The organism is Glaciecola sp. HA4-3 (assembly GCF_055693685.1).
Genome location: NZ_CM146340.1, coordinates 1,858,904 through 1,877,005, shown reverse-complemented (window position 1 = coordinate 1,877,005; position 18,102 = coordinate 1,858,904). Strand labels below are relative to the sequence as shown.

At 39.6% G+C, this 18,102-nt stretch carries 18 protein-coding genes and 1 pseudogene; 3 read left to right on the top strand and 16 right to left on the bottom strand.

Annotation, left to right across the window (positions count from 1 at the left end):
- Nucleotides 1–108 precede the first annotated feature (108 nt).
- Together ACZ1G6_RS08885 and ACZ1G6_RS08880 are read left to right on the top strand one after the other, a co-directional pair.
- A complete protein-coding gene (locus tag ACZ1G6_RS08885) occupies nt 109–594 on the top strand; it encodes a hypothetical protein (RefSeq protein WP_472615988.1) in 486 nt (161 codons plus the stop codon).
- A gap of 117 nt (nt 595–711) precedes the next feature.
- Nucleotides 712–1,866 carry a sensor histidine kinase gene (locus ACZ1G6_RS08880; RefSeq protein WP_472618960.1) on the top strand — a complete coding sequence of 385 codons (1,155 nt, stop codon included), beginning with the start codon at nt 712–714 and terminating at the stop codon, nt 1,864–1,866.
- A 3-nt stretch (nt 1,867–1,869) separates the two neighbouring features.
- Here ACZ1G6_RS08880 and ACZ1G6_RS08875 read toward each other — a convergent pair whose 3' ends face one another.
- Together ACZ1G6_RS08875 and ACZ1G6_RS08870 are read right to left on the bottom strand one after the other, a co-directional pair.
- Nucleotides 1,870–2,484, bottom strand: a complete 615-nt coding sequence (locus tag ACZ1G6_RS08875) for a LuxR C-terminal-related transcriptional regulator (RefSeq protein ID WP_472615987.1) — start codon at nt 2,482–2,484, stop codon at nt 1,870–1,872.
- Between the two features lie 283 nt (nt 2,485–2,767).
- On the bottom strand, nt 2,768–4,597 hold the full coding sequence (locus ACZ1G6_RS08870) for a S8 family serine peptidase (RefSeq protein ID WP_472615986.1): 1,830 nt from the start codon (nt 4,595–4,597) through the stop codon (nt 2,768–2,770).
- Between the two features lie 476 nt (nt 4,598–5,073).
- Between ACZ1G6_RS08870 and ACZ1G6_RS08865 the strand changes: the two genes are divergently transcribed.
- The gene (locus ACZ1G6_RS08865) at nt 5,074–5,670 is read left to right on the top strand and encodes a hypothetical protein (RefSeq protein WP_472615985.1); all 597 of its coding nucleotides are present in this window, start codon (nt 5,074–5,076) and stop codon (nt 5,668–5,670) included.
- A 276-nt stretch (nt 5,671–5,946) separates the two neighbouring features.
- On the opposite strand, the gene ACZ1G6_RS08860 is transcribed toward ACZ1G6_RS08865, so the two are convergent.
- The 14 genes and pseudogenes from ACZ1G6_RS08860 to ACZ1G6_RS08795 all read right to left on the bottom strand — a co-directional run bounded on the left by ACZ1G6_RS08860 (nt 5,947) and on the right by ACZ1G6_RS08795 (nt 18,090).
- The gene (locus ACZ1G6_RS08860) at nt 5,947–6,657 is read right to left on the bottom strand and encodes a hypothetical protein (protein WP_472615984.1); all 711 of its coding nucleotides are present in this window, start codon (nt 6,655–6,657) and stop codon (nt 5,947–5,949) included.
- A 193-nt stretch (nt 6,658–6,850) separates the two neighbouring features.
- A complete protein-coding gene (gene trhA / locus ACZ1G6_RS08855) occupies nt 6,851–7,501 on the bottom strand; it encodes a PAQR family membrane homeostasis protein TrhA (RefSeq protein WP_472615983.1) in 651 nt (216 codons plus the stop codon).
- Between the two features lie 170 nt (nt 7,502–7,671).
- Nucleotides 7,672–8,634 carry a lipoyl synthase gene (gene lipA / locus ACZ1G6_RS08850; protein WP_472615982.1) on the bottom strand — a complete coding sequence of 321 codons (963 nt, stop codon included), beginning with the start codon at nt 8,632–8,634 and terminating at the stop codon, nt 7,672–7,674.
- Nucleotides 8,627–9,211 (bottom strand): lipoyl(octanoyl) transferase LipB, encoded by a 585-nt coding sequence (lipB, locus tag ACZ1G6_RS08845; RefSeq protein WP_472618959.1) that lies wholly within the window; start codon nt 9,209–9,211, stop codon nt 8,627–8,629. The genes lipA and lipB overlap by 8 nt, the downstream gene beginning before the upstream one ends.
- Nucleotides 9,212–9,312: 101 nt before the next feature.
- Entirely contained in the window at nt 9,313–9,576 is a 264-nt protein-coding gene (gene ybeD / locus ACZ1G6_RS08840) for a DUF493 family protein YbeD (RefSeq protein ID WP_472615981.1), read from the bottom strand.
- Nucleotides 9,576–10,730: a serine hydrolase gene (locus tag ACZ1G6_RS08835; RefSeq protein ID WP_472615980.1), complete on the bottom strand. Its 1,155-nt coding sequence runs from the start codon at nt 10,728–10,730 to the stop codon at nt 9,576–9,578. Before ACZ1G6_RS08835 ends, ybeD begins: the two co-directional genes overlap by 1 nt.
- A gap of 142 nt (nt 10,731–10,872) precedes the next feature.
- Nucleotides 10,873–11,775, bottom strand: coding sequence for a septal ring lytic transglycosylase RlpA family protein (locus ACZ1G6_RS08830; RefSeq protein ID WP_472615979.1), 903 nt, complete (start codon nt 11,773–11,775; stop codon nt 10,873–10,875).
- A 48-nt stretch (nt 11,776–11,823) separates the two neighbouring features.
- Nucleotides 11,824–12,945, bottom strand: a complete 1,122-nt coding sequence (gene rodA, locus ACZ1G6_RS08825; RefSeq protein ID WP_472615978.1) for a rod shape-determining protein RodA — start codon at nt 12,943–12,945, stop codon at nt 11,824–11,826.
- Nucleotides 12,929–14,841, bottom strand: a pseudogene (gene mrdA, locus ACZ1G6_RS08820) (penicillin-binding protein 2). Before mrdA ends, rodA begins: the two are co-directional and overlap by 17 nt.
- 14 nt (nt 14,842–14,855) lie before the next feature.
- On the bottom strand, nt 14,856–15,326 hold the full coding sequence (rlmH, locus tag ACZ1G6_RS08815) for a 23S rRNA (pseudouridine(1915)-N(3))-methyltransferase RlmH (protein WP_472615977.1): 471 nt from the start codon (nt 15,324–15,326) through the stop codon (nt 14,856–14,858).
- 23 nt (nt 15,327–15,349) lie between these two features.
- Entirely contained in the window at nt 15,350–15,667 is a 318-nt protein-coding gene (gene rsfS, locus ACZ1G6_RS08810) for a ribosome silencing factor (RefSeq protein ID WP_472615976.1), read from the bottom strand.
- Nucleotides 15,668–15,676: 9 nt separating this feature from the next.
- Nucleotides 15,677–16,441: a nicotinate (nicotinamide) nucleotide adenylyltransferase gene (nadD, locus tag ACZ1G6_RS08805; protein WP_472615975.1), complete on the bottom strand. Its 765-nt coding sequence runs from the start codon at nt 16,439–16,441 to the stop codon at nt 15,677–15,679.
- The gene (gene holA, locus ACZ1G6_RS08800; RefSeq protein WP_472615974.1) at nt 16,431–17,459 is read right to left on the bottom strand and encodes a DNA polymerase III subunit delta; all 1,029 of its coding nucleotides are present in this window, start codon (nt 17,457–17,459) and stop codon (nt 16,431–16,433) included. The genes nadD and holA overlap by 11 nt, the downstream gene beginning before the upstream one ends.
- A complete protein-coding gene (locus ACZ1G6_RS08795; protein ID WP_472615973.1) occupies nt 17,449–18,090 on the bottom strand; it encodes an LPS-assembly lipoprotein LptE in 642 nt (213 codons plus the stop codon). Before ACZ1G6_RS08795 ends, holA begins: the two co-directional genes overlap by 11 nt.
- Nucleotides 18,091–18,102: the final 12 nt, after the last annotated feature.

The window sequence follows — 18,102 nt, the reverse complement described above, 5'->3', positions numbered from 1 at the left end:
CTTCCGTCTGGGTTTAGTAAAAATCTAATGATTCTGGTCTTTTGATATGAGAGTATCAAGGCTAGGGCGTCTATCAGCCAAGCAGATTAATCAGCAAAAGGCAATAAATTGAATACAAGCGTTGAACAGGACTTATCTAATAAAGTACATGTTGAACAAATAGCATTAATGCACAGCGCTATTCCTACACTACTTTTTATAAACTTAGTAATTGGATGTGCCATTTCTTACGGTTTTTCAGATGTGGTGCCATTTTCCACTATAGCAATATGCATGGGATTACTCTTTTTGATGGTTGCTGTCCGTACCCTTATGTATATGTATTACAAAGATAAATTTTGCGCAGAAAATCTTAAACCATTTAAGTTATCCATTATCATTGGAAGTGGATGCGCGGGCTTAATTTGGGGTGCAATTGGGATTTTGTACTTACCAATAGATAATCAAACCTATCAGTTTTTGTTGTTAATGAGCTTGTTTGCGATGACAGGTGGATCAGCCTTTACCTATAGTCTTTATCTACTAAGGCTACTTTTCTTATGTACCGTCTATTTTATTACCGATTACTGTACAATTCTTTTTGATGGGAGATAAGCTTTATAATACATTAGGAGTCGTATCCTTAGTGTTTTTGCTTGTGTTGACAGCGTTTAATATCAAAATTAACAAGAACTTCATTACGACCTTATCCCTGCGTTTTGAAAATAGTTTATTAGTAGAGAGATTAAAGGAGCAAAAAAAGAAGCCGAAAGTGCTAATAAAGCAAAATCTAAGTTTCTTGCGGCAGCTAGTCATGATTTACGCCAGCCTCTTTATTCATTAGGGCTATTTACCTCTGTATTAGATGAGTCAGAACAACAACCAGCAACTCGAAAAATAATAGATCAGATAAATATGTCTGTTGATGCACTTAAAAGCCTTTTTGACGCATTACTGGACATTTCGAAGTTAGACGCAGGTGCCGTAGAGGCCTCAAAATCCAGCTTTTTCATTCAAGGTCTTTTTGTAAAACTATCCAATGCATTTGATATGCAAGCGTCCCAAAAAGGGCTAAATATTACATGGCCTAGTGAGGATTATTGCGTAATAAGTGAAGCCGAACTATTAGAACAAATATTACGAAACTATATAGAAAACGCTATTCGCTATACACCATCGGGTGAAATAAAAGTGGGATGTGTTTCTGAGGATGGCTTGGTAATTATTAGCGTTACTGATACTGGGATTGGTATTGCTGAAAACGAAATTAAAAATATATTTACAGAATTTCACCAAGTCGACAATCAACAACGCAATCGTAAAAATGGTTTAGGATTGGGTTTGGCTATTGTTTCTCGAACCGCAAAACTGTTAGAGCATGAAATATATGTTAAATCCACATTAGGAGTTGGATCGACATTTTCGATTCATATTGAACAAGCGAATAATTTACCTAAGTTAAGTCATGAAGTCGAAGTACCCGCTACTCAGCTTGATATTACTCCATCGTTTTTGGTTGCAGTTGTCGACGATGAAACCAGCATAAGAGAAGGGCTACTTCAGCTTTTGACTATATGGCATTATGACGTTGTTGTGGCAGATTCTGCGGAAGCCTTACTTAAGTTACTCGCTCAAAGAGGTCGAGCGCCAGACGCGCTAATAACTGACTATCGCTTGGCAAATCAGTTAAACGGAATTGATTTGATAGAGCGGGTTAATAAGCAGTATCAACGTATGATTCCTAGTCTAATAGTGACGGGTGATACTCAAAAAAATGAGATAGAAATGATGAACACCGGACATTGGCAGGTTCTACATAAACCTGTACCAGCGGCTAAGCTTCGCGCTTTCTTACGCAGTGTGCATGCGAACACTTTTCAAGATTGATGTTTACACGATATCAAGAATTCCAAGTTCTTTGGCTGCCAGTGCTGCTTGGGTTCTGTTGGTAACACCTAATTTTTTAAAAATAGCAGTAACATGCATTTTAATTGTGGCCTCTGCGATTTCCATATTCGCAGCAATAAGTTTGTTTGATTGCCCTTGAATTAAGAATGATAAGACCTGTTGTTGACGGCTTGTTAGCAATAGTTGAGGTTTCGGTGATGAATGTTCGGGGAAATATAAGCCTCCAGCAAGTACAAGTTGTAAAATATTCAACATTATTTTGCTTTTGGTATCTTTGTAGATATAAGCCATCGCACCAAGGTCTTTTGCATGTTGTATATCTTGATGATTGTTTGACGCTGATATGACAACTACAGGCGTTGTCATGTAAACCTTTCTGCAATGCTCTAAAACGGAAAAGCCGCACTCTCCTGGTAGATTCAGATCAACAAGCACTAGGTCAATATCTGGCGTATCCTCAAGTATTGAAATAGATAAATCACTCGTATTGGCCTCATAGACTTGCATTGCGCCATCAGCGCTGCAGTCGAGTTCAGCAAGTACGTGTTTAAGCCCATCGCGAAATAAAGCATGATCATCTACTACTAAAATTTTCATCTCAATACGCTATCCCATTTTATGATTGTTAACACGCCTATTCCCTACAAGCCTAATTTTGACTTAAATGAATTTACGCATATGAACAATATAACAGCTATATGATTTTGCGTCTTGGTTTGCAATGTAGTTTGTATTGATGCCAAGAAAATAGAAGTGTGTAATGAATGTTTATTGTAGTTACTTAAACTTTGAATAAAAAGCGTAATAAAAGAGGCACTAAATAAACAAACCCTACACAAAACTGTGTAGGGTTGTTATCAAATGCCAATGTTAAATCTAATTAAAACACTACCTGTACATTAGCAGTACATACCGTTGAGCCAGCTTCGCATACGCTATAACTATAAGTAGCAGAGCCTTTAACGCCGATAGCATCAAGATATTCACCATCATTTGATGTAGTGGTTATTTTTTGACCATCTCTAAATATATCAACGCTTGATGTGCTGGCACCACCCCAATTCAAGGTCACATTTTGTCTTCCTTTTTGTTTGAAGCCATTTGCGCTTAAATTAAAGTCCCCTGAAGGCGGTGGAGGCGGAGGTGGTGGCTCAACGCTGCCACATGAATTAGATACCAAGTATTCATTTGCATCCGCAGCTTGCACAATGCCATAACCAAAATTATCGTCTTTGCCACTCACGCCGCCATCAAGAGCGGTAGCTTTGAGGGCTTCACGAATATCTTCGCCACTACAATTAGGGTGATTAGACCATACCAAGGCCGCAACTCCCGCTACAGTTGGTGTTGCCATTGATGTACCACTTAGAGTGCCATAATCACTTGCACCGATAGAAATACTCATAGTCGCCGCAGATAACAGTGCACTGCGGTCTTCTTGCGCAGCACCAACAGCAGGTATACTAGTGGTATTCGTATCACCTAATGTACCAAACAAAATGCCTAGTTCATTATTGATAATAACAGCCCCTATACCGCCGGATTGCTCACAGTTATTTACCTTATCAAAAAATGAAACAACGCCGCGGTCAATGACGCATATTTTACCATCAGCACTTGCATCTGTAGCCTCTGCTGTTCCCATAAAATATGTTGTTCCATTGGCACTGCCAGCATTTTCCATAGCTGAAGAAGCAAATGCATTTCCATCAGCACTTAGACCTGACGACGTTGCAATACCGGCTGGGAACGTTGATAGTGTATCTACACCACCAGCGGTAACTTCAACACATATAGTCTCGTCAGTTCTTTGTCTTCGACCTTTGCCAGACGTACAAGTCGGGTATTGAGAAAAGTCGGCAATATTATTATCTGCATCATTTGCACCAATCATCATCACAGATGAGTAACCTGCTGGGTATGATCGTACTGAGTTGCCATCATTGCCGGCTGCAGCTACAGACAACCCGCCTGCCGCTTGAAATGATTTAAATGCATTTTCTTCAGTACTATTTGCGCCACCACCACCAAGGCTCATATTTATAATATTTGCCCCAGCTGCAGTACAAAGTTGTGCAGCTTTGGCTAAGTCAGAAGAATATCCATAGCCATCGGCATTAAATACCTTGATAATATGCAAGCTAACGCCAGGCGCCATGCCGATTACACCAACATTATTGTCAGCCGCCGCAATTGTGCCTGCAACGTGAGTACCATGCGGACCACCAGCACTAAACCAATTACCTGTTCCAGGATCATTGTCTCCGTCGATATTACTCCAAATAAAATCTTGATTACTAATATCGAGTCCAGAGTCGATTACACAGACTTTTATACCAGCACTAGTATCAAGTGCAACTTGATCCGCTTGGGCTTGATAATAACCATATGGTGTGACTTGTTGAGTCATTGGATCGCCAAGGTCGTCTTCAAAAAGCGCCATTGAACGTCTAACTTGGTCTACTTCTACTAACTTTATATGCGGGTTATTAAGTAAGCCTTTTATCTGAGACAAATCTTTACCTGCAAACTCAAAAGCAATGAAACCATCGCCTTCTACTTTAATTTGACCGCCTGCTTGACGAGCTAGGTTTTTAACGATGCCTTTGCCAGGATTGTCTACCTGAACTATGACACGTTCCGATGCAAAAGCAGCGTTAATACTTACAGCAAGTAGCGTTGCTGATAAAAGAGGTGTTATTTTCTTCATATATAGGATTCCAAGGGTTGTTGGTGTGTTGTAGTTGTTTTACAAATTATGCGCTAAAGGCACATTTGTTTATTTTTCTTATAAATATCAATGAGCAATGCTCATTGATATATTCACCATACTCTTAGATATTCATAAATACAACTAATAGTAACAAAAAATTTACACTGTATTTACAAATCTGTTTTAGATAACAATTGCATTAGTACCCAGATCGATATGAAGTTATAAATAGGTATGCGAGAGTTTGTGTGCTAACAATTTTTGCGATGATCATTTATTGAACAACTTACTGAAAATAAACACAATTCATACTCAACAGAGGTGTCAGGAAATTTTACATGTTTTAAATTTTTTCGTATTGGAAAATCGTAACAAATTGAAAATATTGATTTTTTTGGGTGGTATGTATTTTGCTATTCGTAATTGTCACTCAGTATAGATGTGACATTATCTTAAATTTAAAGGGAAATACCATGAAGAACAAAGTTGTTAAAAGTTCTCTATTAAGAGCGATAAAATCTGTAGCGATACTAGGTATGTTTTTTAGTTTGCAGGCACAAGCTGCATTATTAACATTCTCAAGTACGGATTCGAACAACAAGGGTGTAAGTATCACATTTGAAGTGCTTGATTCTGTGCTTGGCAATAGCAGTATATTTGTCTCGCCAAATAATCAATCAGCTTTGCTTGGTTTTACTGTGGTCTATGATTTGGTGTCTGGTCAAACAGGTTCTTTTTCTGGTGGCCCAGGGCTTAGCAGCATTTCTGGAAACCAGAATGCGGTTGAAATTAGAACAGATGCAAGTGACTTGATCACAGGTGTTTATGACTCTGTTGTTTCAGGTGGCGGCGGCAGCAGCTGTAGCAGGTGTATTGCTTTACGATTTGGCAGTGGTTCTGCTTATTTAGATTGGCGTGAACCTAATCGAGGTATACTAATTATTGGTGGAAGAAATGTAGGTCAATTTTTCTTTAACCAAAGTTCAACTAGCACTAGCGTATCTGCACCTTCAATATTAGCCCTTATGGGCTTAGGCTTTTTAATGATGGTGTTTAGAAGCAGAAAATAATAACGTTCAACAAAACATGTAATAAGCCACTTTTTATGCAAAGTGGCTTTTTTTATGCGCAATATTAAGCTGCATGGGCGTTTATTCGCTGTGAATAGCTAACTTCGAGTAAAGTATATTAATTGTTAAAGGCGTACATGCTGTGAATAAGAAAAATAGCTTAGGTGTGGTGGTAATTTGCGATGCGGCGGTGGACAAAAGCACAAAAATGAGTGCATAAAAAAGCCAACTGTATAAGCTGGCTTTTTATTATGATTAATTACGTTAATCTGTAAATTACGATAACTTTCTTCTGGTAAGTAACACTAATGCTAACCCTAACAAACCCACAGACGCAGGCGCTGGTACATCAGTGAAGGTAAAGTTAAAGTCTGCACTGCCTGGATTAAAGTTAGAACTTGCACATGCTTTGCTTGAATCACATGTAAACGTGTCTATAAACATCCAGCCAGATGCACCTAATAAGCCCTTATCATCCCAGTTAGCGCCGTTACCCACTCTAAAAGGCTTTGCATCATTGCTAGGAGCTTGTGAAATATCAATGACTAAACCATCTAAAGCGCCATAACCTGTTAGGGTAGAAGGCGCCCAATTCCAAAAATCCCAAGTGTTTCCATCAACATCAGCGCCGCTTACACTACCGCCTGTAGGTTGTTTATCAAGCCCACATGCCGCATTATCGACGGTAACTTTTTTGCTCATACCAGGAATGGCAGAAACCATACTAGAGCATGAATAATTCATTGTAATATCAAATGTCAAACCACCCAATGTGCTTGAGAATACATCGCCGGTGAAGGTTGCAGTATTGCCATTAACCACAAACGAGCCTGACTGTGTTTGAAATCTGCCAACATTCGTCCACAAACCTCTAGTACCATTTCCTGCGTCAGACAACTGATAGCTTGAACTATAAACTGGGCTAGCATTTGCCATGCTGCTGATAAGCAACAAAGCAGAGCTGACTAATAACGATTTAAATTTCATTCTTATTTCCTTAAGTAGAAGTGCAGTATCGAAAATTATTGTTTTATACTTCGATTTTTATTGATAAGCATCAATAGTGCCAAGCTGACAAGTGGATAATTTTCAATGATTTATAAGGTGTTTTTTGTGATGAGTTCGTTTATTGTAAAAATAGCTGACACTTGTTGTGTGAAAACAGCGAAGCACTTTCTCTTTAAAGAACATGCAAATAAATGGCGAAAAAATGACAGGCCGCTCCAGCAACAACAAATAGATGCCATAGTGCATGAGAGTAATGCCTAGTTTTCATCAAATAAAACACAATACCTCCACTGTATGCGATACCGCCGCAAAGCAACAGAATAAAACCTGAAGGACTTAAGGATTGATATATTGGATATATCAGAAATAGGGCAAGCCAGCCCATTATCGCATAGGTGGTAATAGACAATTTAGGGTACTTATGTCCCCAAACCAGCTTAAAAATTATCCCTAGTATCGCGATTGACCACACGATAATAAGACTTACCAAACCTAGCGTGTCACCTACACCTAATACTAAAAAAGGGGTGTAGCTGCCTGCAATTAGCAAATAAATGGCAATGTGATCGATACGCCTTAAAATGATTCTGCGTAGTGTGTCTTTTGTATTGTGATAAAGAGCAGACGATAAAAACATCATTGCTAAACTTACGCCGTAAACTATTGATACACTTATTTCTACCCAAGCTTGTGCTTTTGACACCATCAATGTTATCCCCAAAAGAGCTAACACGAAGCCTATAGCATGACTCCAGGTGTTGAGTCTTTCTTCGTTGATAGAGTAACTTGATTTGTCTAAATCAGCGGCTTTTTTGGGTAACATATAAGAGGCAATTCCTAGCGTTCAATTTGCTTGATATTTATTTAATGTAGGAATTGTATATATTGAGCGTACAAGTGTACACTGAAATTTAATTAATTATTTGTGACACAGAAGATTAGCATTATAAAAAAACAGACCTAGGGTTTTTGATAAACACTAGGCCACTGTTTTTACTTAATTTCTACACCTGCAGCTTGTTTATCTGCATGATAACTCGACCTTACCATAGGGCCACATGCGGCATGTGTAAAACCGATTTCTTTGGCGTAAACTCCCAAACTATCAAACTCTGCGGGTGGAACATAGCGTTTCACTGGGTAATGATGCTTGCTAGGTTGAAGATACTGTCCAAGCGTTAACATATCGACATTATGTTCTCTAAGATCATCTAGCACTTGCTTCATTTCATCGTTTTCTTCACCCATTCCCATCATTAGTCCAGATTTTGTAGGAATATGAGGATGCTGTTCTTTAAATTTTCGCAACAACTCTAAAGACCACTTGTAGTTAGCGCCTGGACGACACTCGCGATATAAGCGTGGAATAGTCTCTAAGTTGTGATTAAAAACATCGGGTAGGCCATTCTGCAGAATATCTAAAGCTCTATCCATTCTTCCTCGAAAGTCAGGTACTAGCACTTCTATTTTGGTAGTAGGGCTGTATTTACGGATAGCATTAATACAGTCAACGAAATGTTGTGCGCCACCATCGCGTAAATCATCCCTATCAACAGAGGTTATTACGACATAGCGCAAATCCATTTCAGCAATGGTTTTTGCGAGCTTTTCAGGTTCTTCTGCACTTGGTGGTAAAGGCTTACCATGACCAACGTCACAGAAAGGACAACGTCTTGTACAAATGTCTCCTAAAATCATAAACGTGGCAGTACCATGATTAAAACATTCAGCCAAATTGGGGCAGCTAGCTTCTTCACATACCGAGTGCAATTTATTTTTTCGTAGCGTCTTTTTTATATGATCGATACGATCTGTTGTACGTGGTAACTTAACTTTTATCCACTCAGGTTTGCGCAACATGTTGGCTTTTTCTGTTGGCATAATTGTAATCGGAATATGTTTTACTTTCTCGTCGTCACGAAGCTTAACACCCGCTTCAGGTCGTGAATTACTCATCAAAGCCCTCTTTATTTACAAGCTTGCTAATATTAAGAAGTTTGCAAAAATGTTGTGATACAACTTGTTTTGCTTTACCCATATCATATGGGCCATTAAGTCTATTGCTATCGATCATTTCTAGGCCTGCATAGCCACAAGGATTAATGCGTTGAAAAGGTGACAAGTCCATATCCACATTAAAGGCTAATCCATGAAAAGAACAACCTTTTCTAATACGCAAACCCACCGAGCATACTTTTTTCTCATCTACATAAACGCCTGGAGCGTCTTTTTTTGCGTATGCTTGGGTATCAAAATCGCGTAATGTTAACACGATACAATCTTCAAGGGCACTTACAAGGTGTCTAACACCTAACTTACTGCGACGAATGTCCAATAAAATGTACATCATTAGTTGGCCGGGTCCGTGATAAGTAACTTGTCCACCTCTATCAACGGGCACCACTGGAATGTCTCCAGGTGCTAATAAATGCTCTTGTTTTCCAGCTTGACCTTGTGTAAACACTGGGGCATGTTCTAACAACCATATCTCATCTGGTGTCGATTGATTTCGTGCATCAGTGAAATTTTGCATTTTCTGCCAAATAGGCAAATATTCTTGGCAGCCAAGGTCTCTGATGATGGTGGGAAGAATTTCACAGGTATCTAAGGGCAAATTCGTTCTCTTGTATTGGCTTATATGACTACTTTCACAAGCTCAAGTTTAGCTAACTCAGTATAAATAGTTTCCATATGCTCTTTACTAGTCACCTTTACCGCTATGGACACCGCATGATAGGTGCCCTTACTGCTAGGTTTAACGGTGTATGTATAATCTGCAGGCGCAAGGCTTTGCAAGCAACTCACAATGGTATCTGGCAATTCAGGTTTTGCACTTCCCATTACTTTAAATGTTTGCATGCAAGGAAAGTCTAGTAATTCATCAAAATGTGTATCCATTACTCATCAAGTCCCAATTTAAGGGTTACCCAATCCATCGCTTTACTAACAATGCCACCTTCGTTTATTTCTTCTAAGGTTACCAAGGGATACGAGCCCATTGTTTCACCATCTAATTGAATAAATAATTGTCCCACCACTTGGCCTTTTTGAAGGGGAGCGTTGAGTTGTTCACTAAGCTCAAATTGAGCAGTCAACTTGCTTGCTTGCCCTCTTGGAATGGTCATAGGGGTATCAACATTAACCCCAAGGCTGACGGTTTCTTTATCACCCATAAAAATACGCTGTTGAGCAAAGCTATGACCTGCTTTATACGGTACGACCGATTCGAAGAATCTAAAACCGTAGCGCAGCAACTTTTTGTTTTCAGTCTTTCGCGCTCTGTCGCTATCAGTACCCATTACAACTGATACTAAGCGCATTTCACCTTGCGTTGCTGAAGTGATAAGGCTGTAACCCGCGTCAGACGTGTGTCCTGTTTTCAAGCCATCAACATTTAAACTTGTGTCCCATAGTAGACTATTGCGATTAAACTGTTTGATGCCGTTGTATGTGAATTCACGCTGACTATAGATTTCATACATATCAGGTACTTCATTGATCAAAGCTGATGACAACAATGCCATGTCTCTAGGCGAGGTGTAATGGTCTGGATCATGTAATCCATGTGTGTTGACAAAGTTTGTTGCTGTCATCCCTAAGGCTTGTGCGTGAGCGTTCATCATCGACGCAAATGCTTGTTCGCTGCCTGCAATATATTCTGCAATCGCAACACAAGCGTCATTGCCTGATTGAACAATAATGCCTTGTAACAACTCTCGCACCGTTACTTGAGTACCTACTTCGATAAACATTTTAGATGAGTCTGGGAAATTTTTTGCCCATGCATTTTCAGACACAGTAACCGCGTCATCCATGCTGATGTTGCCAGCTTGAATCTCTTTTCCCACAACATACACGGTCATTATTTTAGTTAAGCTTGCAGGCGCGAGACGTTGATCAATATTTTTTTCTGCGATGATATGTCCGGTTTGATGGTCAACTAGCATAAATCCGCCTGCGGCAACGCTTGGTGGCGGGGGGATCACAATGGACGCTTGTGCGATTGGCATGAGCATTGTGGCTAGAAGAGTAAATATCATTATTGAACGCATTTTTTATCCCAAAGTAGTATATGTGACAATTTACAGGCGAATTCTATATGATTGCCTGAATAAACGATAGGGCAAACGGTGTTTTTTTCGATAAGATCCTACTCGCTTATTTGACCTTTATATAAAGACTCAGAAACCGTAACTAATCAGCTACATTAATTACGGTAAATGCGCTCTCAAAACCCATCTTGCCAAGTTCTTTGAGTAGGGTATTTGCTTTTTGTTCAGTTTCAATTGGGCCTAATTGTAATTTATATACATTATTCTCTTTGGGGATCACCGAAGGTACTCTTAACATTTGAGATAAAGCTAATCCTATGGACTTCGCTTTTGACTGATCGCTCAATGCAAGCACTTGAATATAAGTACCAACATTATCCTCGGGCTGCGCAGTAATGGTTGAATTGAGTGGTTTATCTATTGTGCTAGTTGTCGTTGAATCTACAATAGCAATATTCAATGTGGGTTCTGCAAAAACAGTTGGGTTTCTTCCAACAGTCTTGTCACCATTTTCGCTAAAGTGGATAGCCTCAATTTTAACTTGCGCAGTGCCTTTATTGTGAAAGCCTAACTTTTTTGCTGCACCATAAGATAAATCCAAGATTCGATCACTGTGGAACGGGCCCCGGTCGTTCACTCTGACGGTTATAGATATGTTCGTTTCCGTATTAGTTACTCGCAAAAAAGAGGGTAATGGCAAAGTTTTATGAGCAGCAGTCAGTGCAAACATATCAAATACTTCACCCGTTGCTGTTTTGTAACCGTGAAATTTTTCGCCGTACCACGATGCATAACCGACATCTTCAAAGCCTTTATTGGTATGCATTGGTGTGTAGTAGGTCCCCATTATTTCATACGGACGGCTTGTCCAAACATTGAAGGTTTCAAATTTTGGTTCTATTAACTCATAGTCGATCACGCCGTAATTAAAACTTGGCGCGGTATCTTGAGTGAGTTTATAGCGGCTTGTTTGAGTTTGTGATGATGAGCATGAATATAAAAAAGTGATGGATATCACAAAGATACAAAGCTTTTGAATGGACACCAAATTCACCATTTGTTTTTAGTTATTATATCGCAAATATTGCCAGACTTACTCGCGTGAAAGCAATCTCTTTTGTGTACTGACTGCCATTAAAATACCAAAGCCTGCCATTAGTGTAACCATCGACGTCCCACCATAGCTAATTAAAGGTAAGGGGACGCCTACAACAGGTAGCAAACCCGATACCATTCCCATGTTCACAAAAACATACACGAAAAACGTTAAGGTAATGCTACCAGCAAGTAATTTACTAAAGGTGTCTTGCGCTCGGTTGGCAATATACAAACCACGCATGATAATACACAAATAGATAATTAATAAGCCAAGTACGCCAACAAGTCCAAATTCTTCGCTAAATACTGAAAAAATAAAATCAGTATGTCGTTCAGGTAAAAATTCTAATTGCGATTGAGTGCCTTGCAGCCATCCTTTGCCATCAACCCCACCAGATCCGATAGCGATCTTCGACTGTATGATGTGATAGCCTGCACCAAGAGGATCGCTCTCTGGGTCAATAAAGGTTATAACACGCTGTTTTTGATACTCCTTCATCAGGAAAAACCACATGATAGGGGCAAAAGCACCGGCAAGAATACTTATACCGCCAATCAACTTCCATGTCATACCGGCTAAAAACAAAACAAAAACACCGCTGGATGCGACTAACAGTGAGGTACCTAAGTCAGGTTGTTTGGCGATTAATATCGTGGGAACGAACACTAAAATAAAACCAACAAAAATACTATAAAGTGTTGGTGGCATGCTGTTTTTGCTAATAAAGTATGCAATCATCATGGGCATCGCAAGTTTTAGTATTTCTGAAGGTTGAAACCTAAGCAAACCTAAGTCTAACCAACGTTGGGCACCTTTACCTTCTACGCCAACTAACAAAACCGCTATCAACATCAAAATGCCAAGCGTATAGAAATAGATCGCAGTTCGTCGAAATACCGCAATAGGAACTTGAGCAAGCACGAACATGACACAAAATGCGATACTAAGCCTTACCAGTTGACGCTGAACTAAACCCCAATCTTGACCGCCTGAAGAGTATATAGTGAGCAAGCCAACAAGCATTAATGAACAAAGGGAAAATAGTAGAAAACCATCTATATGAAGGCGTTCAAGTATTGTTTGTTTATTTGCAGAAAGCTTATTGGACATAGGCATTGCTTTGACTATCAACAACGCTTTTCTGCGCTGCTATTTTTTGTTGTCGTTCAAAATAAAAGTCCATTACATTGCGTGATAAAGGAGCCGCGTTTGAGCCGCCTCCACCAGCATTCTCAATCACTACCGCAATACTAATTTCTGGATTTTCATATGGGGCGTAGCCAACATACATTGCATTATCGCGTAAATATTCATTAACGTTTTCTTCGTCGTATTCTTCATCTTGGGCGACAGAAAACAATTGAGCCGTTCCAGTTTTGCCAGCTGAAATATAATTGGTATTAAGAAATGCTGTTCGAGCAGTTCCGTGTGGTCTATTTACCGTTCCATACAAAGAATCTAAGATAAGATCCCAGTTTTCCTCATTTTTCATCATAACTGGGCGTTGCTCTTCTATCGGCTCATCAATTGATTGACCTTCTACTCGATAACCTTTCAATAGTTTAGGGGTGAACCGTCTGCCTTTATTTACCAGTATATTAATTGAGTTAGCTATTTGTAGAGGGGTTGCATTCCAAAAGCTTTGGCCAATACCTACGGGAATGGTATCACCTATATACCAAGGCTCGTTGAAACGAGCTCTTTTCCATCCTCGACTGGGCATGTTGGCTTGAGATTCCTCATGTAAGTCGACGCCCGTATATTGGCCAAAGCCAAATTCGGTCATATATTCGTGCATGCGGTCAATCCCTAGTTTAAACGCAAGTTCGTAGTAAAAAGTATCACAAGAAACTTCAACCGACTTCGTAACGTCAACTATCCCGTGGCCTTCACGTTTCCAGTCTCGCCAAACATGCGAAACGTTGCGTAGCTGGTAACTACCATGGTCATGTATTTTTGTGTTGGCATCAATGATGCCATCTTCTAAGCCCAGTAAGGCTAGGTGAGGTTTAATAGTAGAAGCAGGAGGGTAGCGACCTTGCGTTGCGCGGTTAAGCAAAGGACTATATTGAGAATTTATCAAGGTTGAATAGTTAGCTTGACTAATACCATGAACAAACAAGTTAGGGTCATAACTTGGGCTAGAATATAAAGCAAGAATACCTCCGGTTTTAACATCAGTGATAACTACTGACCCACGCCTTCCCGCTAACTCTTGTTGTGCTTTTTGTTGCAGTTCAATATCAAGGTTTAACACGATATCTTTACCATAGGTATAGGCGGTTCAAAATCTAATACGCGAATAACGCGCCCTTTATTATTTACCTCAACTTGCTGATAACCAACGATGCCATGCAATTCCCGTTCATAAAAGCGCTCAATTCCTTGCTTGCCGATATCATGGGTTGCTGCATAGTTGGCTGCCTGCCCGTTTACTTCTAATTTATTTTCATCGCGTTTGTTAATACGTGCTACATATCCAAGAGTATGTGTTAGTGCATCTGCAAAAGGATAGTGTCTAGCAAGTCTTGCCTCAATAGTGACACCGGGAAACTTATGCTGGTTGGCTGAGAAAAGTGCAACTTCATCGTTGGTAAGTTGTTTTTTAATGGCAACAGGTTTGAATCTTCTTTGACGTAAACGTTCACGTTCAAATCGTTCTAGCTCATTGCCACTCAAACCCATTAACAGTTCAAGTTCAGCAATCAGTTCATCGAGCGATTCGACTTCTTCAGGAATAATTTCTAAACTAAAAACAGGTCTGTTTTCGGCCAATATTACGCCATTGCGATCATATATTAACCCTCTATTAGGCGCTACAGGAAGTACTTTGATTCGATTCCCATTAGATTGGGTTTGGTAATCTAAATGGTTTACAACCTGCAATTGATATAGGTTGATAAAAAGTAAACTAAGCATAAATACAACAAAACTAGCCGAGAAAAGGGCTCTGCGAGAAAATAAATTTGCTTCTGCAGTATGATCTCTTATTGTTTGCCTAGCGCGAGCCATGTTGTGAACCTTGTTTATTCTCTATGATAAGGATGATTTTGCGTTACTGACCATGCTCTGTATAAGGCCTCAGTTACAATCACTCTTACCATGGGGTGAGGCAAGGTGAGAGCAGACAACGACCATTGTACGTCTGCTTTTGCTCTGCAGTCGTCAGACAAGCCCTCTGGTCCGCCTATTAGCAAAGTCACATTTCGAGCAGACAACTTCCATTTATCTATTTGTGTTGCGAGGTCTTGTGTTGACCATCTTCTGCCTTCGACCTCTAATGCCACCACAAAGTTTCCTTTGGGGATCAAATTAAGGCATTTTTGTCCTTCTTCTTCTTTAATCGCTGCTAAATTACTGCCTTTTGTTCTCTTTTTTGCATTTACCTCAGTAAATGAGACTTTAAAATCATTTGGAAATCGACGGATATACTCCTCTACACCATCGCTTACCCAATTTGGCATCTTGTTGCCGACAGCGATTATCTGAACTTGCATCTTTATGGCCTATATTGGCGTTTTTATTGCCATAGCTTTTCTAGTTGATAAAAATCGCGTGTTTCATCTTGCATAACATGCAGCACTACATCGCCTAAATCAACTAATACCCATTCGCCTGCCTCTTTGCCCTCGACACTAAGTGGGGCATGGTCAGCCTTTTTACATTCTACAATGACGTTTTCAGCAATTGAAGTGACATGCCTTTTCGAGGTGCCCGAACATACCAGCATGGTATCGGTCACTGATGACTTTCCTTTTACGTCTAGCACGACCAAATCCCGCGCCTTCATATCTTCTACTTTTTCTATAACAAATTCTGTAAATTCTTTGTCGTTCAAGTGATTACCTTAATCTTTTGTTGTGTATAGCTGATTGTCAATAATGTAATCGACAAGATCAGTGGGCATTAATCGTATTAGCGCATTTTTGAGTCGCATTAGATTATGCTCAGTTTTTACCGTTTCTCTTATCAAAGTCGATGAAACAGCGCTTATTTCATTATGGGCTAAAATTAATCGACCACTATTGTTTTTCTCTATTATATCCCGAAAGAACTTAGGATTCATTGCTTGTTTTACATCTTCATATTCTACTAGCTTTGAAAATAAAAACTCCTTGTCACAATCGTTATCGGCATTTGTTAAATAAGCATTCAATTGTTGCCGACTAGTCGCTTGATAATTACTCACTTGATTGTGCCGGTTCATGACCAAAACATGGCACAAGTCAAACAATTCAGAATACCGAAACCACTGACTAAAGCTCGATAAGGCATCACTGCCTAGCACAAAAATAAGATGCTCACCTGGCAAGGTCTGCTTAAGTTGGGCAATGGTATCATATGTATAACTGATAGCGTCTCGCTTCATTTCTGCATCATTTACGTAGAGCCGACAGTCTTGTTTGGCAAAAATACGGGTCATTGCCATGCGATGCTCAGCACTGCTGGTCATAGATTTCATCGCGGGTTTATTCGATGGCATTAGGTCTATATGCGTTACATCTAAGTTATCTGCAATCTCAAGTAAGGGGTATAAATGCCCAAAGTGCGGCGGGTCAAACGTTCCACCATATATAAACCTAATCTTTGTATTCGCAGACTTAGGCAACATGAAAAGACGAAAGGGCGTTGCTTTGAAATAGCAATGCCAAGTGAGCTAATAAAATATAAGGTTTTGCAATGCTTGTTGATTTCATCGCGATATCAGCTTGGCTAAGGTGTTCATTTAACTCGTACAGTTGTGTCAAACTCAATCTACTAAGCGCTTGTTGATACAAGCTTTGTTTATTCGGCCAAATGCGTAATTGACGAAAATCAATATGTCCATTTAAGGCCTCCATTTCTTTTAACTGAGTGAGAGTTTGTGCTTCGTTTACTAGACTCCATAGCACTACAACTGGTTCAATGCCTTCATCTTCTAAACTAGCCAGTATATTGATGACTTTAGTCATATCACCTTTTAATACTTCATCACTGAGCTGAAAAACAGAGTATCTTGCTTGCTGCACCAAGACTTTCATTACATCCTGATCGCTAATTGTATGTGTCGAGTCAAAAAGCAAGCTGAGCTTTTCTAATTCTTGTCTAGCGGCTAGCAGATTACCTTCACACATATCACCAATGACTACAAGCGCTTGCGAGCTGATGTTAAGTGATGCAGATTGAGCAACTGTTTGTAAATATTGATAAAGCGGATTACCTTGTAGTTCATACACATGGCAGAACCATGCTTTTTTCATTAGACTTGATAGCCATTTTGTTTTTTGAACATCTTTTCCCGCTTTGGGTCCCTGAATGACTAGCACAACATCAGGGTTGTCCATGGCAGCTATCTCAACAAATTTTTTCGCGCCGGTTGTTCCTGGTTTTACTGAGTTCATTGTCAACTCAATGTATTGCTTATCACAAAATAACGACATGCTCTGCATTGCATCGGTTAATGATGACCAATCAAAATCGCTATCTAAGGTAAAGTTTTGGCGTTCATCAAACCCTAAATCTTTTGCCTTTTTTCTAACAGCATCAATAACATCTAGTTTTTGTTGGGGTTCGTCGCCAAATAGCAAAATAACCTGCGGTAAAGTGTTACTGGATAATTGGCGATGAATATCTGCTGCTTTAAATTGCAACTGGCGTTCCTTTTTTCATAACGATGCCCAAACTAGCGGGAGTTTCTTCGGTAGTATTTGCTTTATCTTCACCTATCAAAGCAGCACTATTGTATTGACTCGACAAAAGCCTGATTAGACGGTCCGCAGACTCATTGCGTAACTCGGTTAATACAAGTTCTAATTCCCTTGATTTTGCCAAAATTTGGTCTGGGTCATCTTGGTATTCTCGCGAGACAGACAAGCTATTTGTAATTGGATACCTATTGGGAAACTCAACGGTATAATTTACAGTATAAACGAGTTCATATTCAGCAACCTGACCGGTAGTGAAAACGGACAATAATCTTCTGTCAAACTGTTCAGGTGATAGTGTAATTATCACTCTTTCGTTTTTGTCCTCGGATTCTCTGGTCATCGATTGTTGTATGACACCATTTAGCTGATATACAGGAAGCCGCTCTTCAAGTGCTCTTGATAGCGGAGAAAACTGCAATGGAGCTTGAATGATGACCTGCTTTAAATTAGAGGGAAGCGCTTGGCTTCCCCTCAATTGAAAGCCGCAAGCGCTAAGCATTGATATAGCAATGATAGAGACTATCAAGCGTTTATAATCGCTTACAAACAAGCTGATATTATTCTTTTCATGCATACTTTTGCTCAT